General features: G+C 68.3%; 21 protein-coding genes. 4 read left to right on the forward strand and 17 right to left on the reverse strand.

Going from position 1 to position 21,360, the window contains the following annotated elements; translation table 11 throughout:
- Positions 1 to 96: 96 nt before the first annotated feature.
- Positions 97 to 507 carry a hypothetical protein gene (locus AC1DSO_RS20155; protein ID WP_477070507.1) on the reverse strand — a complete coding sequence of 137 codons (411 nt, stop codon included), beginning with the start codon at positions 505 to 507 and terminating at the stop codon, positions 97 to 99.
- A gap of 185 nt (positions 508 to 692) precedes the next feature.
- Here AC1DSO_RS20155 and AC1DSO_RS20160 point away from each other — a divergent pair, with 185 nt between their 5' ends.
- Together AC1DSO_RS20160 and AC1DSO_RS20165 are read left to right on the forward strand one after the other, a co-directional pair.
- Complete coding sequence (locus AC1DSO_RS20160; RefSeq protein WP_477070508.1) at positions 693 to 1,604, forward strand: SMP-30/gluconolactonase/LRE family protein; 912 nt, start codon at positions 693 to 695, stop codon at positions 1,602 to 1,604.
- Between the two features lie 105 nt (positions 1,605 to 1,709).
- Positions 1,710 to 2,501 carry an SDR family NAD(P)-dependent oxidoreductase gene (locus tag AC1DSO_RS20165; protein WP_477070509.1) on the forward strand — a complete coding sequence of 264 codons (792 nt, stop codon included), beginning with the start codon at positions 1,710 to 1,712 and terminating at the stop codon, positions 2,499 to 2,501.
- Between the two features lie 296 nt (positions 2,502 to 2,797).
- On the opposite strand, the gene AC1DSO_RS20170 is transcribed toward AC1DSO_RS20165, so the two are convergent.
- From AC1DSO_RS20170 to AC1DSO_RS20190, 5 genes are all read right to left on the reverse strand, one after another.
- Positions 2,798 to 3,889: an NADH:flavin oxidoreductase gene (locus tag AC1DSO_RS20170; RefSeq protein WP_047404843.1), complete on the reverse strand. Its 1,092-nt coding sequence runs from the start codon at positions 3,887 to 3,889 to the stop codon at positions 2,798 to 2,800.
- A 235-nt stretch (positions 3,890 to 4,124) separates the two neighbouring features.
- Positions 4,125 to 5,336 carry an acyl-CoA dehydrogenase family protein gene (locus AC1DSO_RS20175; RefSeq protein WP_477070510.1) on the reverse strand — a complete coding sequence of 404 codons (1,212 nt, stop codon included), beginning with the start codon at positions 5,334 to 5,336 and terminating at the stop codon, positions 4,125 to 4,127.
- Positions 5,337 to 5,340: 4 nt separating this feature from the next.
- The gene (locus AC1DSO_RS20180) at positions 5,341 to 5,631 is read right to left on the reverse strand and encodes a putative quinol monooxygenase (RefSeq protein WP_477070511.1); all 291 of its coding nucleotides are present in this window, start codon (positions 5,629 to 5,631) and stop codon (positions 5,341 to 5,343) included.
- Positions 5,632 to 5,960: 329 nt separating this feature from the next.
- Positions 5,961 to 6,275 (reverse strand): hypothetical protein, encoded by a 315-nt coding sequence (locus AC1DSO_RS20185; RefSeq protein WP_477070512.1) that lies wholly within the window; start codon positions 6,273 to 6,275, stop codon positions 5,961 to 5,963.
- Positions 6,276 to 6,372: 97 nt separating this feature from the next.
- On the reverse strand, positions 6,373 to 7,068 hold the full coding sequence (locus tag AC1DSO_RS20190; RefSeq protein ID WP_477070513.1) for a tellurite resistance TerB family protein: 696 nt from the start codon (positions 7,066 to 7,068) through the stop codon (positions 6,373 to 6,375).
- A 282-nt stretch (positions 7,069 to 7,350) separates the two neighbouring features.
- On the opposite strand from AC1DSO_RS20190, the gene AC1DSO_RS20195 reads away from it, so the two are divergent.
- Positions 7,351 to 8,217 carry a hypothetical protein gene (locus AC1DSO_RS20195; protein WP_477070514.1) on the forward strand — a complete coding sequence of 289 codons (867 nt, stop codon included), beginning with the start codon at positions 7,351 to 7,353 and terminating at the stop codon, positions 8,215 to 8,217.
- 133 nt (positions 8,218 to 8,350) lie between these two features.
- Here AC1DSO_RS20195 and AC1DSO_RS20200 read toward each other — a convergent pair whose 3' ends face one another.
- From AC1DSO_RS20200 to AC1DSO_RS20245, 10 genes are all read right to left on the reverse strand, one after another.
- A complete protein-coding gene (locus AC1DSO_RS20200; RefSeq protein ID WP_477070515.1) occupies positions 8,351 to 9,796 on the reverse strand; it encodes a GH1 family beta-glucosidase in 1,446 nt (481 codons plus the stop codon).
- An 85-nt stretch (positions 9,797 to 9,881) separates the two neighbouring features.
- Positions 9,882 to 12,047 (reverse strand): putative bifunctional diguanylate cyclase/phosphodiesterase, encoded by a 2,166-nt coding sequence (locus AC1DSO_RS20205; protein WP_477070516.1) that lies wholly within the window; start codon positions 12,045 to 12,047, stop codon positions 9,882 to 9,884.
- Between the two features lie 240 nt (positions 12,048 to 12,287).
- A complete protein-coding gene (gene metH / locus AC1DSO_RS20210) occupies positions 12,288 to 14,969 on the reverse strand; it encodes a methionine synthase (RefSeq protein ID WP_477070528.1) in 2,682 nt (893 codons plus the stop codon).
- The gene (locus tag AC1DSO_RS20215; RefSeq protein ID WP_477070517.1) at positions 14,962 to 15,153 is read right to left on the reverse strand and encodes a hypothetical protein; all 192 of its coding nucleotides are present in this window, start codon (positions 15,151 to 15,153) and stop codon (positions 14,962 to 14,964) included. Before AC1DSO_RS20215 ends, metH begins: the two co-directional genes overlap by 8 nt.
- Complete coding sequence (locus AC1DSO_RS20220; protein WP_477070518.1) at positions 15,153 to 16,229, reverse strand: homocysteine S-methyltransferase family protein; 1,077 nt, start codon at positions 16,227 to 16,229, stop codon at positions 15,153 to 15,155. Before AC1DSO_RS20220 ends, AC1DSO_RS20215 begins: the two co-directional genes overlap by 1 nt.
- Positions 16,226 to 17,083: a CAU/MBL1b family subclass B3 metallo-beta-lactamase gene (blaCAU, locus tag AC1DSO_RS20225; protein WP_477070519.1), complete on the reverse strand. Its 858-nt coding sequence runs from the start codon at positions 17,081 to 17,083 to the stop codon at positions 16,226 to 16,228. Before blaCAU ends, AC1DSO_RS20220 begins: the two co-directional genes overlap by 4 nt.
- Before the next feature lie 149 nt (positions 17,084 to 17,232).
- Complete coding sequence (gene metF, locus AC1DSO_RS20230) at positions 17,233 to 18,192, reverse strand: methylenetetrahydrofolate reductase [NAD(P)H] (RefSeq protein WP_477070520.1); 960 nt, start codon at positions 18,190 to 18,192, stop codon at positions 17,233 to 17,235.
- On the reverse strand, positions 18,189 to 19,166 hold the full coding sequence (locus AC1DSO_RS20235) for an ArsR/SmtB family transcription factor (RefSeq protein WP_477070521.1): 978 nt from the start codon (positions 19,164 to 19,166) through the stop codon (positions 18,189 to 18,191). The genes metF and AC1DSO_RS20235 overlap by 4 nt, the downstream gene beginning before the upstream one ends.
- A 43-nt stretch (positions 19,167 to 19,209) precedes the next feature.
- Positions 19,210 to 19,587: a VOC family protein gene (locus tag AC1DSO_RS20240; RefSeq protein WP_056050175.1), complete on the reverse strand. Its 378-nt coding sequence runs from the start codon at positions 19,585 to 19,587 to the stop codon at positions 19,210 to 19,212.
- 36 nt (positions 19,588 to 19,623) lie between these two features.
- Complete coding sequence (locus tag AC1DSO_RS20245) at positions 19,624 to 20,496, reverse strand: LysR family transcriptional regulator (protein WP_477070522.1); 873 nt, start codon at positions 20,494 to 20,496, stop codon at positions 19,624 to 19,626.
- Positions 20,497 to 20,567: 71 nt separating this feature from the next.
- Here AC1DSO_RS20245 and AC1DSO_RS20250 point away from each other — a divergent pair, with 71 nt between their 5' ends.
- Positions 20,568 to 21,017 carry a nuclear transport factor 2 family protein gene (locus AC1DSO_RS20250; protein WP_477070523.1) on the forward strand — a complete coding sequence of 150 codons (450 nt, stop codon included), beginning with the start codon at positions 20,568 to 20,570 and terminating at the stop codon, positions 21,015 to 21,017.
- On the opposite strand, the gene AC1DSO_RS20255 is transcribed toward AC1DSO_RS20250, so the two are convergent.
- Entirely contained in the window at positions 20,984 to 21,307 is a 324-nt protein-coding gene (locus tag AC1DSO_RS20255) for a winged helix-turn-helix transcriptional regulator (protein ID WP_477070524.1), read from the reverse strand. The genes AC1DSO_RS20250 and AC1DSO_RS20255 overlap by 34 nt on opposite strands.
- Positions 21,308 to 21,360 lie beyond the last annotated feature (53 nt).

A 21,360-nucleotide genomic window follows, 5' to 3' on the forward strand; every position in this document is an offset into this window, starting at 1 on the left:
AGCGCGCAGCGCGCCGATCCGGGACCGCCGGAAGCTCAGAGCCTGTGGCGGTCCCGGCTCTCCGCTTCGCTGCGGCCGGGATGACAGGGTTGGAGCCTAGTTCGCGCCATCCGCCGGCAGCGGCTTCGGATGCTTCTCCAGGCCGGCCAGCTTGTGCGTCTTCAGGAGCTTGCCCGTGCAGGCCTTGAACACGATCTCGACCTCGCCGCCCTTGCCGGGCTCGGGCATCGCGAACTTGGCCGGGCCGATTCGTTGGGCGGTGATCACGGTGTTGCCCTTGTCGGTCTTGCTCCAGGCGAGCCGCACGTGGGTTGCGGTGTCGCCGAACCGCTTCTGAAGATCGCGGTCGAACGTCTTGTGGATGGCGCCGTCCACCACCGGGGCCCAGGCCTCGTTCTTCATCGCCGGGCAGCTGGGCCGCGTCGGCATCGACGCGGGCTTCGGCGACAGCAGGGGGAATCTGGTCCCGCAGCCCGTCATCATCAGCCCGACCGCCGCGACTGCCATCAAAGACGCCCGCATTTCAAGAATCCCCTATTCGCACTTTGCGCCAAGCTCACCGCGAACCGTGTCAGGCGCAAGGCCTCAGTCGTCGGTGAAACAATGCGCGATCGCCGCGCGCCTCTCGCCAGGTTCAAACAAGCGTTTATAGTCACCGCCAGCGCCCATTCAGAGGCGCGAGGGAGACGCCAATGGACATCCAGCTGGTCGCCGAAGGCCTGCAATTTCCCGAGGGGCCAGTGGCCATGGCCGACGGCTCGGTGATCCTCACCGAAATCCAGGGCCAGCGCCTGACGCGGATCTGGCCGGACGGGCGCAAGGAAACAGTCGCGCAGACCGGCGGCGGTCCCAACGGCGCGGCGATCGGGCCGGACGGGGCGCTGTACGTCACCAACAACGGCGGCAGCTTCCAGTTCTTCGAGGCCAACGGCCTGAACATCCCGGGGCCTACCCCGCCAACACACACGGGCGGCTCCATCCAGCGGATCGACATCGCCACCGGCGCGATCACGACGCTGTACACCGCCTGCGACGGCAAGGCCCTCGTCGGGCCCAACGACCTGGTTTTCGACAAGCGGGGCGGCTTCTGGTTCACCGACCACGGCTGCACGACGCCGGAGGGCCGCAAGTATGGGGCGCTGTACTACGCCCTGGCCGACGGCTCCAAGATCACCCGCTGGCGCGACCACTTCGTCTCGCCCAACGGCGTGGGCCTCTCGCCGGACGAGAAAACCGTCTACATGGCCGACACCCTGCTGGGCCGCCTGTGGTCGTTCGCGGTCACCGAGCCCGGCGTGCTGGCCGACCCGCACCCGCTGATGCCCGGCGACGTGGTCTGCACCCTGCCAGGCTACCAGCTGCTGGACAGTTTGGCGGTCGAGGCCGGTGGCAAGGTCTGCGTCGCCACGATCATCAACGGCGGGATCACCGCCTTCGACCCGGACRGCTCGACCGAGCACTACGCCGTCCCGGACGTGATCGTGACCAACATCTGCTTCGGCGGCGCGGACATGCGCGACGCGTGGATCACCGCCTCGGGCACCGGCAAGCTCTTCAAGGCGCGGTGGCCGAGGCCGGGTCTGAAGCTGAACTTCAACGGCTGACGCCTTCAAACTGTGCCCTGAATTCACAAGTCCTGGTCCTAGCCGTGACGTAGTCTACGGCCGGGGCCGGCCCATCTAGGCTCCATCAATCAACGGAGCCCAGCGATGGACCTCAAACTTCAAGACAAGACCGCGCTGGTGACCGGCTCGACCGCTGGCATTGGCCTGGAGATCGCTCGCACCCTGGCCGTCGAAGGCGCCAAGGTCTTCGTCACCGGCCGCGCCCAGGACAAGCTGGACGCGGCGTTGGCCAGCATCCGCGCTTCAGGCGGAACCAAGGTGGAGGGCGTGCTGGCCGACGCGGCCACGGCCGACGGCGCCGAGGCGATCCTCAAGGCCGTCCCGGCCGTCGACATCCTGGTCAACAACCTCGGCATCTACGAGATGAAGGCCTTCGCCGACATCCCGGACGCGGACTGGCTGCGCCTGTTCGAGGTCAATGTGATGAGCGGCGTGCGCCTGTCGCGCGGCTATTTCCCCGGCATGCTGGAGCGCAACTGGGGCCGGGTGATCTTCATCTCGTCCGAGTCCGGCCTCGCGGTCCCCGGCGAGATGGTCCACTACGGCATGACCAAGAGCGCCCAGCTGGCGGTCGCGCGCGGCATGGCGCAAGCGACCAAGGGCACCGGCGTGACGGTCAATTCCGTCCTGCCAGGCCCGACCCGCGCAGCCGCCATCGCCGACTTCCTGAAGAGCGTCTCGACCAATCCGGACGGCACGCCCGAGGAGCACGAGGCCGAATTCTTCACCCAGCACCGCTCGGCCTCGCTGCTGCAGCGAATGATCGAACCCGAGGAAGTCGCCAGCCTGGTGGCCTATGTCGCCAGCCCGCTGTCGGCCGCCACCAACGGCGCGTCGCTGAAGGTTGAGGGCGGCCTGGTGACGACGATCGCGTAGGCGTCTGATCCTCCCCCGCGTTGCGGGGGAGGTGGCCCAGAGGGCCGGAGGGGGCCAACTCGGCCATCGTCCAGCTAGCCCCCTCAGTCGCTCCGCGACAGCTCCCCCGCAGCGCGGGGGAGCATCTATCGCCCCCGCCTACTCCCTCAGAAACGCCCCGGCGATCAGCAGCGCCATGGCCAGGAGCGCCAGCAAACCCGCGACATACGGCAACCAGTTCATCGACGCCTCCCTGCTTGAACGGGAGGACGATGCGCCGGCGCCGGCGGATCGCCCAGCCCCGGAACAGGGAGGATTTAGTACAGCACCCCCAGCGCCTCGCGTTCGAAGTTCTTCAGCTCGTCCTGGCGGCCGTCGCGGATCTTCACGACCCATTCGGGGTCCTGCAGCAGGGCGCGGCCGACGCCAACCATGTCGAACTCGCCGCGCTCCAGGCGCTCCAGCAGGCCGTCGATCGAGGCGGGCTGGCTGCCCTCGCCGCCGAACGCGGCGATGAACTCGCCCGACAGGCCCACCGAGCCGACGGTGATGGTCGGGGCGCCGGTCAGCTTCTTGGCCCAGCCGGCGAAGTTGAGGTCGCTGCCCTCGAACTCCGGCTCCCAGAACCGGCGTTGGCTGCAGTGGAAGATGTCGGCGCCGGCGTCGGCCAGCGGCTGCAGCCAGGCCTCCAGCAGTTGCGGGGTCTCAGCGTTCTTGACCGCGTAGTCCTGCTGCTTCCACTGCGACAGGCGGATGATCACCGGATAGTCGGGGCCGACGGCGGCGCGGACGGCCTTCAGGATCTCGGCGGCGAACTTGCCGCGGTCGGCGATGGTCGGGCCGCCGAACACGTCGTCGCGGACGTTGGTGCCCTCCCAGAAGAACTGGTCGATCAGATAGCCATGGGCGCCGTGCAGCTCGATGGCGTCGAAGCCCAGACGCTTGGCGTCGGCGGCGGCGGTGGCGAAGGCTGAGATGGTGTCGGCGACCTCGGCGTCGGTCATCGGCTCGGTGAACGGATTGCCGCCCTTCTTGGACAGGCCCGAGGGGCTGTCGATCTTGCCCAGCACGTCTTTGCCGCGCGCCGCGCCCACGTGCCACAGCTGCGGGGCGATCAGGCCGCCGGCGGCGTGGACCTCGTCGACCACCTTCTTCCAGCCGGCCAGCTCGGCCTCGCCGTGAAAGCGCGGCACGTTGGCGTCGTTCAGCGAGGCGGGCCGGGCCACGCCCGTGCCCTCGGTGACGATCAGCCCCACCTGGCCTTCCGCGCGGCGGCGGTAATAGGCGGCGACCTCGTCGGTGGGCACGCCGCCGGGCGAGAACGACCGCGTCATCGGCGCCATCACCACCCGATTGGGCAGCTTCAGCGACTTGAACGCGAACGGCGTGAACAGGGCGTCGAGGGACATGGAGCGTTCCGGAACAGGAGGTGTTGCCGGCAATCCAAACACTTGTTCGAGCCAGAAGCTAGTTAGAAATACTGGGGTGATGCAGAGCGCCCCCTCCGTCACGTCGCCTATCAGCGCCGCGCCACCTCCCCCGTTTCACGGGTGAGGAGGATGCGGCTTCATCCTCCCCCGCCTGCGGGGGAGGTGGATCGCTGCGGATACGCAGCGAGACGGAGGGGGCGTTACGGCGCCGACCTCAAAGCCCCAGCACCATCTTGGCCATGATGTTGCGCTGGATCTCGTTCGAGCCGGCGTAGATCGAGGCCTTGCGGTAGTTGAAATAGGCCGGCGCCGCCGGGCCCGCATAGTCCGGTCCCGCTCGGCCGTCATTGCTGGCCGCCCAGGTGTTCTGGACGAACGGCGCGGCGTAGGTCCCGACCGCCTCCAGGGTCAGTTCGGTGATCGCCTGCTGGTGCTCGGACCCCACGCATTTCAGCATCGACGAGGCCGGGCCGATCGCCTTGCCGGCCGTGCGGCTGGAGAAGATCCGCAGCTCGGTGGCGTTCAGGGCCGCGACCTGGATCTCCAGATTGGCGATCTTCTGGCGGAAGTCGGCGTCGTCGAGCAACCGTCCGCCGTCGTCGGCCCGCTCGAGCGCTGCGATGCGCTTGACCTTCTTGAGCATGTTCATCAGGCCCGGCGCGTAGGCGTTGCCGCGCTCGAACTCCAGCAGGTACTTGGCATAGGTCCAGCCCTTGTTCTCCTCGCCGATGCGGTTGGCGATCGGCACGCGGACATTGTCGAAGAAGACCTGGTTGATCTCCTGCTCGTGGTCCGGCGGGCCGTCCAGGGTGGGCAGCGGCTTGATCTGGATCCCCGGCGTGTCCATCCGCAGCAGCAGGAACGAGATGCCCTCCTGCGGCTTGCCCTCGCTGGAGGTGCGGACCAGGCAGAACATCCAGTCGGCCCACTGGGCGTGGGTGGTCCAGATCTTCGAGCCGTTCAGGACATAGTCGTCGCCGTCACGGACAGCCTTCATCTGCAGGCTGGCGAGATCCGAGCCCGAGCCGGGCTCCGAATAGCCCTGGCACCACCAGATGTCGGATCGCAGGATCGCCGGCAGGTGCTGGGCCTTCTGGTCTTCAGAGCCGAACGCCATGATCACCGGCGCGACCATCTTCAGCCCCATGGGCGAGGACGTCGGCACGCCGGCCAGGCTCATCTCCATGTTGAAGATGTAGCGCTGTGACGGGGTGAAGCCCGCCCCGCCCAGCTCGACCGGCCAGTCCGGCGCGACCCAGCCGCGCTCGAACAGCGTCTTCTGCCAGCGCACCTGGCCGGCCTTGTCGAGATAGCCGTTCTTGGACTGGGCGAACTGTTTCTTCAGGTCGTCGTCATAGGCGGTGGCGATCCAGTCGCGGACCTCCTGCTGGAACGCCAGGTCCTCGGAGGAGAAGGCCAGATCCATCGCCCTACTCCACCGCGTCGAGATATTCGATGTCGGGACGGCCGGCCATGAACGGCCCCATCGCCGCGCCGGCGGCCTTGAAATAGTCGCTACCGCCGTGGGCCTTCAGCGCCTCTTCCGAGGCGTAGAGCTCCAGCACCTTGTAGGTTCCGGCCTCGGTCCGCGACTTGGTCAGCTGGTAGGCGAGACAGCCCGGCTCGTTGGCCTTCACYCGGTTCTGCAGATCCAGGAACACCTTCTCGAAGTCCGCGGACTTGTCCGGCTGAACCTTCAAGATCGCGATGACACCGATCATGCTTGCCTCCCAACGTTTGTTTGAATGGAAGGATGGAGCACCGGGGTCGCGGGAGCAAGGGCGGCGTCGGGGGAATACCAGATCCCTCTCTCTGAGAGAGAGGGAGGGGCCCGCCGCGAAGCGGTGGGAGGGTGAGTGGTTTCACCGCTGGCCGGAGAAACACTGTGCTTTCGGTTGGGTGAAAACCAAGCTCAGGCGCCCTCCATCGAGAAGGCCGCCAACATCCGTCGTCTTGGTCTGAGCTTTGTCTGGTGAGGGTGTAACCACTCACCCTCCCACGCTTCGCGCGGGCCCCTCCCTCTCTCTCAGAGAGAGGGTGACAGCGAACCCTAAGGCCGCTCGTTCCAGCCGTAGGCGACCCACGAATGGCCGCCGACGTTGCGGGCCTCGATCAGGCTGGGATCGCCGTCGCGCGCCTTGCCGACCTTGCGGCCGCGGAAGGCGAAGGCGGCCAGGCCGAACAGGGCGCTGCCGATGAAGCCGACCACGACCACGGTCGCGGCGAACACCACCGCCAGCACCGCGCCGATCACCACGGCCRCCGACGTCGCCAAGGCCCCGGCCATCCAGGCCAGGCTATGGAGGGGCGAAGCTGCGGCGCTGGGGCTGCTCATCGGGATCCTTTCGTCCGCGCTCATGGTCAATGAAGTTGGTTCACAAGCGCTGAACGGCAACTGAACACCCGCCGGGCCCGGATGAAAAGTCTTTTCCGGCCCCTTACGGGGAGACGTATTGTCTCGGCTAACCCGCGACGGCCAGGCCCAGTTCCTTACGCTCGCGCATCACGGTCGAGAAGGCGGCGTTGATCGCGGCGGCCTTGGCCTCGGCGACCTCGATGAATTCGCTGGGCAGGCCCCGGGCGCGGGCCCGGTCGGGGTGGGCGACGGACAGGGCCGACTTCCACGCCTTGCGCACGGTGGCGTCGTCGGCGTCGGGCATCACTTCCAGCACGGCGTAGGGATCGTCGGCCCCGACGCCCAGGTGGGTGGCGCGCAGGCGCCGGAAGGCCAGCGGCGACATGCCGAACAGGTCCGAGACCCGGGCCAGATAGTCAAGCTCGTCCTGGGTCACCACGCCGTCGGCCTTGGCGATGTGGAACAGGCCGTCGACCACGTCCTCCAGCAGCTGCGGGCAGCTGGAATAGCGCTTGGCCAGCCGCTTGGCGTAGCTCTCGAAGCCGTGGGTGGTCTGGCGGGCCAGCTCGTACAGGCGATGGATGTTGGGCTCGGACGCCGGGTGGGGCTGGAACACCTCGGTGAAGGCGGCGAACTCGCCGCCGTCGGCGCGGCCGTCGACCTTGGCCAGCTTGGCGCCCAGCGCCGTCACCGCGGTCGAGAACGCCGGATCCTCGCCCGGCAGGCCGCCCGGACATTCCGTGCAGTCGGCCAGGTCCAGACGCCGGGCGGCGATGCTCGCGATGTTGCGCCAAAAAGTCATGAAGCGCCTCGATACCAGCGACGGACGAAAGAGATACGCGCGACGGGCCGATACGGATCACCCCGTCGATGCGCTTCTAGCACATTGAGAATGATCGTTCACATGACTTTAGTGCAATGCGGCGAAACCGCCCGCGCTTGCGACGAAGGAGCCGATCGGCGCTTCGTTCGTTATGGCCACGCTTGATCGGGATAAGCGGGCCCAAGCGCCACGCAACGGTCCCAATCGGCATCGAAATGCTCTAGTTACCGTGCTTCCGTTTTCGAAAGGACCTCCGCCCGCATGGCGAACGCCCTCCTCCTCGCCCTCGCCCTTCTCGCCCAGGATCCCGCGACGGCTCCCCAAGCGACCGCGCAGAGCCCCAACGCGCCGCCGGCCGACGAGTACGGCTATGTCGCCTGGTGCTACGGCGCCCTGGGCGGCTACGCCGCGCTGTATGACCGCGTGATGCCCGAGGTGACGCGAATCGAGAAGGCCTTCCCCGGCCCCGACGGCGTCGCCGCCTCGCTGAAGACCTATCCCGAACTGAAGACCCAGGCCCAGAAGGACCTCAAGACCTTCGCCTCGGCGATCACCGCCGCCGAAAAGGCCAGCCCGCGTCCGATCTCGGAATATGGCGGCGCCCAGGTCAAGCGCGGCTCGGCCATCTGGCAAGGCGCCGATTCGGTCGACAAGGCCCGCTTGGCCCAGATGTGGATGAGCTGGAGCCCGCCCGGCGACTGCGAGCGCCGCGCCAAGACGCTGGAGACCAAGTCGACGATCCTGGGCAAGGCCCTGAACTATAACAGCGTCTCGGCCACGACGGCGGCGCCCGCRCCGCCCGCGTCCCAGCCGGTCGAGGCCGCGCCGCCGCCCGCCGCCCAGACTCCCGCGCCCCAGACTCCGGCGCCCCAGACTCCGGCGCCCGAGACGCCCGCGCCGCAACCCGCCGTAACGCCGAAGCCGGCGGCTCCGAAGGCCGCGCCGGTGAAGACCGTCAAGCCGGCCGCCACGCCCGCCAAGCCGCTGGCCAAGGCTCCGGCCAAGGCGTTGCCGCCGATCGGCGGCAACGAGGTGATCGTCGATCCGGTCAATCCCATCCCCTGCGCCGGCAGCCTGGTCCCCGCCAAGCGCGGCGGCCGCGACGTGCTAATCTGCAAGGCGGACTAGGTCGCACCACCGAAGCTGCTCCCCCGCGATGCGGGGGAGCTGTCGCGGAGCGACTGAGGGGGCTAATGCGGCGTTCGCCCAGCTAGCCCCCTCCGGCCCTCTGGGCCACCTCCCCCGCGATGCGGGGGAGCAGCTATTTCGCCGGCAACACCCCACTCGCCGCCAAGGCCTTGAACCACGCGTACGACGCCTTCGGCGTGCGCACGCCGGTGGCCCGGTCCATCGCCACCAGGCCGAACTTGGACGTGTAGCCCAGGTCCCATTCGAAATTGTCGATCAGGGTCCACTCGAAATAGCCGCCCACGTCGCAGCCGGCCTCGCGGGCGGCCAGCACCGCCTCGAGGTGGCGGCGCAGATAGGTGATGCGGAACTGGTCGTCGAGAACCGCCGGCCCCTTGCCGAACGGGTCCGAGCAGCCGTTCTCGGTGACCAGCATCTTGGGCGCGCCATAGTCGCGGCGCACGCGCTCCAGGGTCTCGAACAAGCCCGACGGATCGATGTGGCGGCCAAAGGCGTCCAGCTCCGCGCCCTTGGGCGGTGCGGCCGCCGCGATCTTGCTGGGCGCGTTCAGGTCCAGCCGCACATAGGCCGGCGCGTAGTAGTTGACCCCCAGGAAATCGACCGGCTGCTTGACGGTCTTCAGGTCGCCGTCCTGGACCACGCCCTTCAGCAGCTCGTCCATGTCCTTGGGATAGGTTCCCTTGAACAGGGGATCCAGCCAGGCGCGATTCCAGAGCGCGTCCAGGCCGTCCGATGCCAGGCGGTTCCAGACCGCCCACGGCCCGCCCGCCGGCCGGCAGGGCTGCAGGGCCATGGTCGTGCCGACCGAGAGGTCGCTCCGCCCTGCCCGCAGCGCCTGCATGGCCAAGCCTTGGCCCAGGTTCATGTGGTGGACCACCTTGCCCAGCAGGTTGATGTCCTTCAGCCCCGGCGCCTGCTCGCCCAGCACATGGCCGAAGACGGCGTGCACCGCCGCCTCGTTGAGGATGATGTAGTGCTTGAGCCGGTCGCCCAGACGCCCGACCACCGCGTGGGCGTAGTCGGCGAGGCGCAGGGCGGTGTCGCGGTTGGCCCAGCCGCCCTTGTCCTGCAAGGCCTGCGGCAGGTCCCAATGGAACAGGGTGGCGTAGGGCGTGACGCCCTTGGCCAGCAGGGCGTCGACCAGCCGCGAATAGTGGTCGAGGCCGGCGGGGTTCACCGCCCCCTCGCCGCTGGGCAGCACCCGCGGCCAGCTGATCGAGAAACGGTAGGCGTCCAGCCCGGCGCCGGCGATCAGGTCGACGTCGTCCTGAAAGCGGCGATAGCTGTCGGTGGCCACGGTCGCGTCGGAGCCATCCTTGACGTGGCCCGGAACCTTCTCGAACACGTCCCAGACGCTGGGCCCGCGCCCGTCGGCGGTTTGCGAGCCCTCGGTCTGGAAGGCGGCCGTGGCCACGCCCCAGACGAAGTCCTTGGGAAACTGGCGGCTCTTGGGGCGAAGGTCGGTGTCCTGACCGCCCTCGCAGCCCGACAACCCCATCGCCGCGCCACCGAGCGCGAGCGCTCCCAGAGCGCGGCGGCTGACGCCTGACCGTTGCATGGTCCCCTCCCCTTTATGTCGTTGGGAGGGAGGATGCGGGTGGGTTGGATCGTTAGCAATCCTCCCCTTGGGGGAGGATCCGGAGTCAGCGCATCCACACCCGCTCGCGCGCGCCGGCGATGGAGTCGGCCGGCATGGGGCGGCCCAGCAGGAAGCCCTGGAACTCGGAACAACCCAGCTTGATCAGAGCGTCCAGCTGGCTTTGGGTCTCGACGCCCTCGGCCGTGGTCTTCAGGCCCAGCGACTTGGCCAGGCTGACGATGGCGCTGGCCACGGCCRTGCTCTCGCTGTTGCCCGGCAGGTTGGAGACGAACGAGCGGTCGATCTTCAGCTTGTCGATCGGATGGCGGCGCAGATAGGCCAGGCTGGCATAGCCGGTGCCGAAGTCGTCCAGGGCCAGGCGGAACCCCAGGCGCTTGAGGCGGCGCAGGGCCTCGTGGACGCCGTCGCTGTCCTTCAGCAGGGCCGTCTCGGTAATCTCCAGCATGAAGACGTCGGCGCGGGCCCCGGTTTCAGCCAGGGTGGCGACCATCTCGTCGACGAAGCCGGGGTTCGACAGCTGGATGGCCGAGACGTTGACCGACACCTCCAGGCCCGACCAGCGCAGGCTGTCGTAGCAGGCGCGGCGGAAAACGGCCGCGCCGATCGCGCCGATCAGGCCGCAGGACTCGGCCAGCGGGATGAAGATGGCCGGCGAGATGTCGCCGCGCTCGGGATGGGCCCAGCGGGCCAGGGCTTCGACCCCGACCATGGCGCCGCGCGCGTCGGTCAGCGGCTGATAGGCGACCGTCAGGGCGTTGTCCTCGATCGCCGTCCGCAGGTCGCGCTCCAGGCCCTTCCGCAGGCGCAGGGCCGAGTCCATCTCGGGTTCGAAGAAGCAGTAGCGGCCGCGGCCCGCCTCCTTGGCGCGGTACAGGGCGACGTCGGCCTGGCGCAGCAGCTCGGCCTGGCCCTGATCGGCGTCGGAGACCACGGAGACGCCGACCGAGCACGACAGCTGGGCGCGGCCGATCGACAGGTCGACCTCGCCCGACAGGCCGTCGACCACCCGCTGGGCCAGGGTGGCCGCGCCGGAGGGGTTGGTGTCGGGCTGGATGATCGCGAACTCGTCGCCGCCCAGGCGGCAGATGGTGTCGGTGTCGCGGCAGATAGCCTTCAGGCGGCGGGCGACCTCGCGGATCAGCTGGTCGCCGGCGTCGTGGCCATAGCTGTCATTGACCTCCTTGAAGCGGTCGAGGTCGATGCACAGCACGCTCAGATAGCCGGCCTTGCGGCGCAGCAGGGCGTGGGCGTGGATCAGGCGGTCGGTGAACAGGGTGCGGTTGGCCAGGCCCGTCAGCGGGTCGTGCAGCGACAGGTGCTTGGCTTCGGCCTCGCTGAGCAGCAGCTTCTTGGCCGCGCGGCGGGTGATGCGGAACAGCAGGAACGAGCCCAGCGCCGCGGCGATCACCGCGACGGCCAGCAGAGGCGTGGCCGATTTCAGCAACTCCTCGCCGGGCTGGCGCGGCGTCCAGCGCAGGACGATGCGGCGGCCGTCGGTGGCCCGGCCCAGGACGGCTTGAGCGTTCTTGGTGTCCAACTGCTCCGGCTTTACGATCGCGATGTGGGTCTGGTGCAGCAGGAAGCGGTCGGCGAAGGCCTGCACCACGCTGGCGGCCACCGGGATGCCGGTCACCAGCAGCGGCGCGCGCGGGCCTCGGGTCTTGGCGTTCAGGTCGGGACGGACCAGCGAGACCGTGATCAGCACCGGCTCGTCCCCGATCAGTTCGACGCGGCTCTTGTGCACGGCCCGCAGCGCGGCGACCTTCTTGGGGTCGGTCTCGATCTCGCGGATGGCCCTCACCAGCTGGGCGGTCGGGGCGGCGTAGCGGGCATAGGTGTCGGGCGCGACGTCCTGGCCGTTCAGATGGCCGTAGATCGGCTGGTCGTCAGCGCCCAGGACGTAGACGACCTTGTAGCCCAGCGCCCCGCCCAGCGAGGCGCCGAGGTTCTGGCTGGCCCAGGCCTGGTCGAACTGGTTGTCCAGCTTGATGATCGCCTCGTCCCAGATGACGTAGGGATTGAGCGCCGTCTGGACCTCTTGGCCGCGCTGGCGCAGGCCATTGCCGACCAGGGTCTGCTCGTACTGGCGCTCGCGGGCGTCGGCGTGGCGGGTGGCGACGGTCAAGGCGAAACCGGCGAGCAGAATCATGCCCGCCGCCATGCCGGCGATCAGGCCAAAGATCTTCAGCTCGATGTTTCTGCCGTCCATCCCGCTCCCCTGAGATGGCGCATCCTTCACGGGAACGGTTGCGGAATTCCTTATCCCGCGTGTCTGGGGAACATTTTATCGCACGGCGTTCCGCGATTTGGGTTTTTAGGTGCGCGAGATCCTCCCCCTAGCGGGGGAGGTGGCGCGAAGCGCGGGAGGGGGAAGACGCAGGGTCAACAGAACTTCCCCCCTCCGTCGGCTACGCCGACACCTCCCCCGCTAGGGGGAGGATTTGAGTGACTACGCCGCCGCCCCACGGGTGCGCGCCGCCGGATCGTAGTTGAGGATCGGCGACAGCCAGCGCTCGGCGGTGGCCACGTCCCAGCCCTTGCGAGCCGCATAGTCCTCGACCTGGTCGGCGTCGATCTTGCCGACCCCGAAATAGTGCGCCTTCGGATGGCTGAAATAGAGCCCCGAGACCGCCGCGCCGGGGGTCATGGCGTAGCTCTCGGTCAGCTGCAGGCCGGTGGCGGCCTCGGCGTCCAACAGCGTGAACAGCGTGCCCTTCTCGGTGTGGTCGGGCTGGGCCGGATAGCCGGGCGCGGGGCGGATGCCCTGGTACTTCTCGGCGATCATCACGTCGGTGTCGGCCGCCTCGTCGGGCGCATAGCCCCACAGCTCGACCCGGGCCTTGTAGTGCAGCCACTCGGCGAAGGCCTCGGCCAGGCGGTCGGCCAGGGCGCTGGCCATGATGGCGTTGTAGTCGTCGCCAGCGTCCTTGAACTGCTTGACGATCTCGTCCTCGCCATGGCCGGCGGTGACCGCGAAGCCGCCGACATAGTCGGGGCCCTGCCCCACCGGCGCGACGAAGTCCGACAGCGCCACGTTCTGCTTGCCTTCGCCCTTGTCCATCTGCTGGCGCAGGGTGTGGAGGCGCGAGAGCTCGGTCGCGCGGGTCTCGTCGGTGTAGAGCACGATGTCGTCGCCCTGGGCCTGGGCCGGCCAGAAGCCGATCACGCCCTTGGCCCCGAACCACGTCTCGGCCACGACCTTGTCCAGCATGGCGCGGGCGTCGCGATAGAGGTCGGTGGCGGCCTGGCCGACCACGTCGTCTTCCAGGATCTGCGGGAAGCGGCCGATCAGCTCCCAGCTGGCGAAGAACGGCGACCAGTCGATGAACGGGACCAGTTCCTCCAGGCTCGGCTCGAACGTGCGCGCGCCGATGAAGGTGGGCTTGGGCGGGACGTAGCCGTCCCAGTCGATGGCGAACTTCTTCTTACGCGCGTCGGCGATGCTGGTGCGCGCCTTGGCCGTCTGGCCCCGGGCGTACTGTTCGCGGATGCGGACATATTCGGCCCGCGTCTCGGCCTGCAGACGGTCGCGCTCGCTGGCCGACAACAGGCCCGAGACCACGCCCACGGCCCGGCTGGCGTCCAGCACATAGGTGGTCGAGCCCTTGTGGTAGGCGGGCTCGATCTTGACCGCGGTATGGGTGCGGCTGGTGGTGGCGCCGCCGATCAGCAGCGGGATGGTGAAGCCCTGGCGCTCCATCTCGGCGGCCACGAACACCATCTCGTCCAGCGACGGCGTGATCAGGCCCGACAGGCCGATCATGTCGACGTTGTGCTTCTTGGCTTCGTCGAGGATGCGATCGGCCGGGACCATGACGCCCAGGTCGATGACCTCGTAGTTGTTACATTGCAGCACGACGCCGACGATGTTCTTGCCGATGTCGTGGACGTCGCCCTTGACCGTGGCCATCAGGATGCGGCCGGCCTGTTCCCGAGGTTTGCCGGCCTTCTCGGCCTCCATGAACGGTTCCAGCCAGGCGACGGCCTGCTTCATCACGCGAGCCGATTTCACCACCTGCGGCAGGAACATCTTGCCCGAGCCGAACAGGTCGCCGACCACGTTCATGCCGTCCATCAGATGGCCTTCGATCACGTGCAGCGGCCGCTCGACCGACAGGCGCGCCTCTTCGGTGTCCTCGTTGATGAACTCGGTGATGCCGTGGACCAGGGCGTGGGTGATGCGCTCGCCCACCGCGCCCTTGCGCCATTCCAGGTTGGCGGTCTGGACCTGGCCCTTCTCGCCCTTGTAGCGCGGCGCCATGTCGACCAGGCGCTCGGTGTTGGAGACATTGGTCCGCTGCGGACGGTTGAGGATCACGTCCTCGACGGCCTCGCGCAGCTCGGGGTCCAGGGCGTCATAGACCGGCAGGTCGCCGGCGTTGACGATGCCCATGTCCATGCCCGCCGCGATGGCGTGGTACAGGAACACCGAGTGGATCGCCCGGCGCACGGGCTCGTTGCCGCGGAAGCTGAACGACACGTTCGACACCCCGCCCGAGATCCGGGCGTAGGGGCAGCGCTTCTTGATCTCCCGCGTGCCCTCGATGAAGTCGACGGCGTAGTTGTCGTGCTCCTCGATCCCCGTCGCCACGGCGAAGATGTTGGGGTCGAAGATGATGTCTTCCGGCGGGAAGCCCACCTTGTCGACCAGGATGCGATAGGCCTTCTCGCAGATCTCGATCTTGCGGGCGGCGGTGTCGGCCTGGCCGACCTCGTCGAAGGCCATGACCACCACGGCCGCGCCATAGCGCAGGCACAGCTTGGCCTGCTCGATGAACTTGGCCTCGCCTTCCTTCATCGAGATCGAATTGACGATCGCCWTGCCCTGGACGCACTTCAGGCCGGCCTCGATCACCTCCCACTTGGAGCTGTCGATCATCAYCGGCACSCGGGCAATGTCGGGCTCGSYGGCSATCAGGTTCAGGAAGGTGACCATGGCCTGCTTGGAGTCGAGCAGGCCCTCGTCCATGTTGACGTCGATGACCTGGGCCCCGGCCTCGACCTGCTGGCGCGCGACCGACAGCGCGGCCGGATAGTCGCCCTCGACGATCAGCTTCTTGAACTTGGCCGAGCCGGTGACGTTGGTGCGCTCACCGATGTTGACGAAGACGGGGCGCATTTCATTATCCAGTAATAGCAGCAGTCATCCCTTCTCCCCTTGCGGGAGAAGGTGGCCCGCGGAGCGGGTCGGATGAGGGGTTGAAGAACGTGGCCGCCGCGAAACGGCGGCTGAGAGGCCTGCGAGACCCCTCATCCGTCGCCTTCGGCGACACCTTCTCCCGCAAGGGGAGAAGGATGGAAAGCACCGATAGCACTAGGCCAACTCGAACGGCTCGAGGCCCGCCAGGCGCATGGCCTTGGGACGCTCGGGGATCTGGCGCGGCGCGACGCCCCGCACCTCGTCCGCGACGTGGCGGATGTGGTCCGGCGTCGTGCCGCAGCAGCCGCCCAGGATGTTGACGAGGCCATCCTTGGCCCATTCATGCAGGGCATGGCCGGTCTCGTGCGGCTGCTCGTCGTACTGGCCCATGGCGTTGGGCAGGCCGGCGTTGGGATAGGCCGCGACCAGGGTGTCGGCGATGCGGGCCATCTCGGCGATGTGCGGGCGCATCAGGTCAGCGCCCAGGGCGCAGTTGAAGCCCACCGCGAACGGCTTGGCGTGCTTGACCGAATTCCAGAACGCCTCGGCCGTCTGGCCCGACAGGGTGCGGCCCGAGCGGTCGGTGATGGTGCCGCTGATCCAGATCGGCAGCTCTTCGTGTCCCTCGTCGCGCAGGTCGAGGATGGCCTTGATGGCGGCCTTGCAGTTCAGAGTGTCGGTGATCGTCTCGATCAGGAACAGGTCGACGCCGCCCTGGTACAGGGCGTCCACCTGCTGGCGATAGGCCTCGTAGACCTGGTCGAAGGTCACCTTGCGCACGCCGGGGTCGTTCACGTCCGACGACATCGACAGCATCACGTTCAGCGGCCCCATCGAGCCGGCGATGAACTTCGGGCGCTCCGGGTTTTCGGCGTTCCAGCGGTCGGCCACCGAGCGGCCGATGCGGGCGCCCTCGAAATTGATGTCCCAGACTTCCTTTTCGCCCAGGTGATAGTCGGCCTGGGCGATGGTGGTGCCCGAGAAGGTGTTGGTCTCGGAAATGTCGGCGCCGGCGGCGAAATAGGCGTCGTGAAGCTCGGCGACGAGATCCGGCCGGGTCAGGCACAGGATGTCGTTGTTGCCCTTCATCTGGCCGTTGTAGTCGGCGAAGCGTTCGGCCCGGTAGTCGGCCTCGGACAGGCCCTTCTTCTGGAACATCACGCCCCAGGAGCCGTCGAGGATCAGGATACGTTGCTTGGCGGCGGCCTTCAGGGCGGCGACGCGATTAGCGCGGATGGACAGGTCGGTCATCGCTTGGCGCCTCCCGGGCTCGCGGCCTGCTGGCGGGCGAGCTCCTGGTTGAAACGGGTCTCATAGCCGTCGACGAAACGGGCCAGTTCGGTCGGGTCGATAAAGGCGTTCGGATCGCCGCGCAGCAGCTTCTGGCGCTTGGCCAGCAGGTCGCCCTGCTCCTCGTGCGACGGCAGCATGACGTCGGTCGGAATGGCCCGCATCGTCACGAAGCTGGACCGGTAGTCGGCGACGATCGACCGGTGGCCCTTGTTGCCGACCAGCACATTGCCGGCCACCGACAGCGAGCACGGGAAGGTCACGTTCAGCGGCCGTCCCTTCTCGACCACCGCCGTGGTCCAGGTGGTGCAGCCCAGGGTGTGACCGGGGGTCAGGTGGGCGACCAGCGCGGTCTCGCCCAGCTTCAATTTCTGGCCGTCGCCGAAGCTCTTGTCGACCTTCACGGCCGGAAACGGCGTCGGGCCGTTGCTGTTGTCGCCGATGTGGTGACCCTGCTCGAGCGCGGGCTCATCCAGACGCGAGGCCCAGACCTTGGCCCCGGTGTCGGCCTTCAGCTGGGCCAGGCCGCCGGCGTGGTCGAAGTGGGCGTGGCTGTTGATCAGGATCTTTACGTCGGCCAGCTGGAAGCCCAGCTGCTGGATGCTCCGCTCGATCAGCTTGGCGCCGTCGGCCGACGGGCCGCTGTCCAGCAGCACGTGACCCTGCGACGAGGTGATCAGCCAGGCCGACAGCCCCTCGGAGCCGACATAGTAGATGTTGCCGACCACGCGGTACGGCTTGATCGGCTTGACCCAGTTGCTGTTGTCGTCGGCGTGGGCCGCGGCGGGGGAGAAGGCCAGCAAGGCGAGCACCATCAGCACCGCCCGGACGCCCCCTCCGTCACGCCGCGTATCCGCGGCGCGCCACCTCCCCCGTTTTACGGGTGAGGAGGAAGAAGCGTCATCCYCCCCCGTAAAACGGGGGAGGTGGATCGACGCCGACAGGCGGCGAGACGGAGGGGGCGTCATGCGGCGACCTCGGAAGCAGCGGGCACGGTCTCGCGCACGCCCAGCACACGGCAGATGGCGTAGACCAGGTCGGCCCGGTTCAGGGTGTAGAAGTGGAAGTCCTCGAAGCCCTGCTCCTGCAACTTGGCGCACATCTCGGCGGCGACCGAGCAGGCGATCAGGCGACGGGTCTCGGCGTCGTCCTCCAGGCCGTCGAACAGGTTGGCCAGCCACGAGGGGATGGCCGTGCCGCAGGCGGCGGCCATCTTCTTCAGGCCGTTGAAGTTGGTCACGGGCATGATCCCCGGCACGATCGGAATGGTGATCCCCGCCGCGCGGACCTTGTCGACATAGCGCAGGAAGGCGTCGAGATCGAAGAAGAACTGGCTGATGCCCAGCGTCGCGCCGGCCTCGACCTTCTGCCGCAGCACGTCGATGTCGTGGTCCAGCGACGGGCTCTCAGGATGCTTCTCGGGATAGACCCCGACCAGCACCTCGAACGGCGCGACGCCGCGCACGGCGCGGGTCAGCTCGGTGGCGTTGGCGTAGCCGTCGGCGCGCGGCACATAGACCCCGCCGATGCCGCCTTCGCCCGGAGGCGGGTCGCCGCGCAGCGAGACGATGTGGCGGACGCCGGTTTCCCAGTATTCGCGGATGACCTCGTCCACCTCATCGCGGCTGGCGCCGACGCAAGTCAGGTGGGCGGCGGGCTTCAGGCGCGTCTCGTCCAGGATGCGCTTGACCGTGCGGTGGGTGCGCTCGCGGGTCGAACCGCCAGCCCCGTAGGTCACCGAGACGAAGGCCGGATCCAGCGGGGCCAGACGGGTGATCGCCTGCCAGAGGTTCTCTTCCATCTGCGGCGTCTTGGGCGGGAAGAACTCGAACGACACGCGCGGACGGCCGCCGGCCTGGCTCTGGCCACGCTCGCCGGCGCGGGCGACGGGGCCGATCACGCGATGGGTGGGCGGAAGGATCATGCGGCGTTCCTCGCGGCGGCGACTTGACCTGGACGGCGCGCCGTCCAGATCTTGACGGTCAGGCCCTCGGCCGTGGCCGGCGGTAGGGCGATGTTGCTTTCCAGCTGCAGGCCCGCGGCCTGGATCCAGGTGACGATCTCGACGTCGTCGAAGCCCAGGCGGCGGTGCTGGTGGACCTCGCGCAGGAACTCGTGGTCGTGCGGCGCGAAGTCGGCGATCAGCAGCAGGCCGCCGGGTGTCACCAGCCGCGCGGCCTCGGCCACGGCGTTGGCGGGATCGGACAGGTAGTGCAGCACCTGGTGCACGGTCACCAGGTCGGCGCAGCCGCCCGGCAGGCCGGTGCGGAAGATGTCGCCGTGGCGCAGCTCGCACTGGGCCAGACCAGCCTTGGTGACCTCGTCGCGGGCGATGTTCAGCATCTGCTGCGACAGGTCCAAACCGAGCGCGTTGCTGGCCCGCTTGCCTAGCAGGGTCAGCATGCGGCCCGCGCCGGCGCCCAAGTCGATCAGCTCGTCGAACGGCCCCTCGCCGGTCGCGCGCAGGATCGCGGCCTCGACCTCGGCCTCGTCGACGTACAGCGAGCGGATCTCGTTCCAGCGCGCGGCGTTACGGGCGAAATAGGCCTGGGCGTCCATCGAGCGCTCGGCCCGCACGGTCGCCAGCTTGTCGGCGTCCAGGCGCACGACGGGATCGGTGTCGTCGATCAGGTCCAGCGCTTGCTCGACCAGGAAGCGGCCCGGCGACTTGGCGGCCAGGCGATAGAACACCCAGGCCCCGTCCGGAAAGCGCTCGACCAGGCCCGCCTCGGCCAGCAGCTTCAGATGACGCGAGACGCGCGGCTGGCTCTGGTCGAGGATGCGGCACAGTTCCAGCACCGACAGCTCCTCGGCCGCCAGCAGGGCCAGCAGCCGCAGACGCGTCGACTCGCCGGCGGCGCGCAGCACCTCGACGACCTGTTCGGCGGTAAGCTTCATGAGGACATAAAGATATCTTTATGTCCGATTTGGCAAGAGGAAACTATGCCCCAGGTTCGCCTTTGGAAGGCTCCCAGAGCTCAATCTTGACCCCCGCGGGATCCAAAAGCCAGGCGAAGCGGCCCATGCCGTCCTCGTCCTGGCGGCCCACGGGCTCGACGCCTTCGGCGGCGGCTTTGGCCAGCAAACCGTCGATATCATCGACAATGAAATTGATCATGAACGCCGCCGTCGACGGCTCGAAATAGCGGGTGTCGGCCGCGAAGGCCGACCAGTTGGTCGAGCCGCCCTTGACGGGCTTGAACACCGCCCCGCCCCAGTCGTGGATGTCGAAGCCCAGCACGCGGGCATACCAATCGCGTACCGCGGCCGGATCCTCGGCCTTGAAGAACACTCCGCCCAGACCCAGCACCTTGGCCATGGTTCGCCCCTTGTTGTCGTTGGCGCAGTCTAACCCTCAGCAAGCGATCGCTTCCACCTGTTCTCGCAGCCAGACGTTCCCGGCGTCCGCCTCCAGCTGCGGCGGGTGCATCAGCCATTGCTGGTCGGGGTCCTGGGGCACGGACAGCTCGAGGCCGCGCACCCCCAAAGCCGCGCCGAGCGCCCGGACCATCCGCGACGGCAGCACGGCCACGTGGCCGCCGCGCGCCACCAACTGCAAGGCCAGCAGGTAGTGCGGCACGACAGCGGCGATCCGGCGCGAGCGCCCCTGCTCGACCAGCCAGCGATCGACCGGATCGCGGGTCGCGCCGGCCGCGATCACCGCCACATGCTCCAGCGCCAACGGATCGCCCGAAGGCGTCTCGCCGGCGAAGGCCAGGATGTCGTGGTCCTGGTACAGCGGCGTCATCCGGAAGTCGGGGAAGGCGTCGATCTCGGTGGTGATGACGAGGTCCAGCTCGCGCGGCTGCTGGGCCTGGGGCCGCCAAGGCAACAGCTCCAGCCGACAGGCCGGGGCGGCCTTGGCCAGGCGCTCCAGCAGGTCCGGCAGGATCACGGCCGCGACCACGTCGGGGATCACCGCCCGGAACACCCGTCTCGCCGTCGCCGGATCGAAACCGGCCGGCGCATAGAGGTCCTCGGCCGCCCGCAGCATCGCCGCCAGCGGCGCGCGCAGGGCCTCGGCCCGGGGCGTCGGCCGCATCCGTCCGCCCACCCGCACCAGCAGCGGATCGTCGAACGCCGCCCGCAGCCGCCCCAGCGTCCGGCTGACGGCGGGTTGCGACAGYCCCAGCCGCTGGCCGGCCAGGGTCAGGTTCTCGCAGTCCAGGATGACGTCGGCGGCGACCAGCATATCGAGCTTGCCGCGCAGGACATGCACATCACGCATCACGAATATCATCCCTATGCATTTCTCGCATAGCGTACRCGACGGCATGCTGGCGCTCAAAGGAGAACCCGATGAGCGCAGCCGAAAACAAGGACACCATCCGTCGCATCTACGCCGCCCTCGAAACAGGGGATCGCAGCGTCTACGGCGAGAGCGTTCATCCGGACTATGTCTGGCGCTTTCCCGGCCACTCGGACTGGTCGCGCCGCTTCGAGGGTCAGGACAGCATCCGCCGCGATCTGCTGGCCCCGCTGTTCAACCTGTTCGCCGACACCTACACGGCCCGCGCCATCAACCTGATTGCCGAGGGCGACCAGGTCGTCGCCGAGGTGCGCGGCAGCGTGATGACCAAGGCGGGTCAGCGCTACGACAACGAGTACTGCTTCATCTTCCGCTTTCGCGACGGCAAGATCGCCGAGGTGGTCGAGTACTGCGACACCGACCTGGAGGTGCGCGTGCTGGGTCCCTACGACGCCGCCGTGGCCGCCTACCGGGAGTCGGTCGGAGGGTCCTTGGCCTGAAGGTCGTCGGCCCAGGCTTGCGACCAGGCCATCAGCGGCCACAGGGCCTGGATTAGCTGAGCCCCGCGCGCGCTCAGCCGATAGCCGCCCTCGGCCGCCACGATGTCGGCGGCCCGCAGCTCCGAAAGCCGCGTGTTCAGCGTGCCCGGCGGCAGCTCAGCCGCTGCCTGTAGGGCGCGGAAGGTCAGGACCCGGCCCTCGCGCAGCTCCCAGACGATCCGCAGCGCCCCGCGCCGGCCCAGCAGGTCCAGCGCCGCCATAATCGGCTGGCCGGTCGTCGAGCCGCGCACGGCCCGTCCCGGCAAAGGTGCTTCAATTTTTGTAGCGCCATCGTGATCTTGCA

The sequence above is a fragment of the Caulobacter sp. P4_E5 genome (assembly GCF_056401555.1).

Excerpts from the sequence above, each read along its gene's own strand:
- AC1DSO_RS20235 (WP_477070521.1), bottom strand. The coding sequence starts at position 19,166 with ATGAAGCTTACCGCCGAACAGGTCGTCGAGGTGCTGCGCGCCGCCGGC.
- AC1DSO_RS20175 (WP_477070510.1), bottom strand. The coding sequence starts at position 5,336 with ATGGATCTGGCCTTCTCCTCCGAGGACCTGGCGTTCCAGCAGGAGGTC.
- metF (WP_477070520.1), bottom strand. The coding sequence starts at position 18,192 with ATGATCCTTCCGCCCACCCATCGCGTGATCGGCCCCGTCGCCCGCGCC.
- AC1DSO_RS20155 (WP_477070507.1), bottom strand. The coding sequence starts at position 507 with ATGGCAGTCGCGGCGGTCGGGCTGATGATGACGGGCTGCGGGACCAGA.
- AC1DSO_RS20165 (WP_477070509.1), top strand. The coding sequence starts at position 1,710 with ATGGACCTCAAACTTCAAGACAAGACCGCGCTGGTGACCGGCTCGACC.
- AC1DSO_RS20250 (WP_477070523.1), top strand. The coding sequence starts at position 20,568 with ATGAGCGCAGCCGAAAACAAGGACACCATCCGTCGCATCTACGCCGCC.
- blaCAU (WP_477070519.1), bottom strand. The coding sequence starts at position 17,083 with ATGGTGCTCGCCTTGCTGGCCTTCTCCCCCGCCGCGGCCCACGCCGAC.
- AC1DSO_RS20200 (WP_477070515.1), bottom strand. The coding sequence starts at position 9,796 with ATGCAACGGTCAGGCGTCAGCCGCCGCGCTCTGGGAGCGCTCGCGCTC.
- AC1DSO_RS20220 (WP_477070518.1), bottom strand. The coding sequence starts at position 16,229 with ATGACCGACCTGTCCATCCGCGCTAATCGCGTCGCCGCCCTGAAGGCC.
- AC1DSO_RS20190 (WP_477070513.1), bottom strand. The coding sequence starts at position 7,068 with ATGACTTTTTGGCGCAACATCGCGAGCATCGCCGCCCGGCGTCTGGAC.
- AC1DSO_RS20170 (WP_047404843.1), bottom strand. The coding sequence starts at position 3,889 with ATGTCCCTCGACGCCCTGTTCACGCCGTTCGCGTTCAAGTCGCTGAAG.
- AC1DSO_RS20240 (WP_056050175.1), bottom strand. The coding sequence starts at position 19,587 with ATGGCCAAGGTGCTGGGTCTGGGCGGAGTGTTCTTCAAGGCCGAGGAT.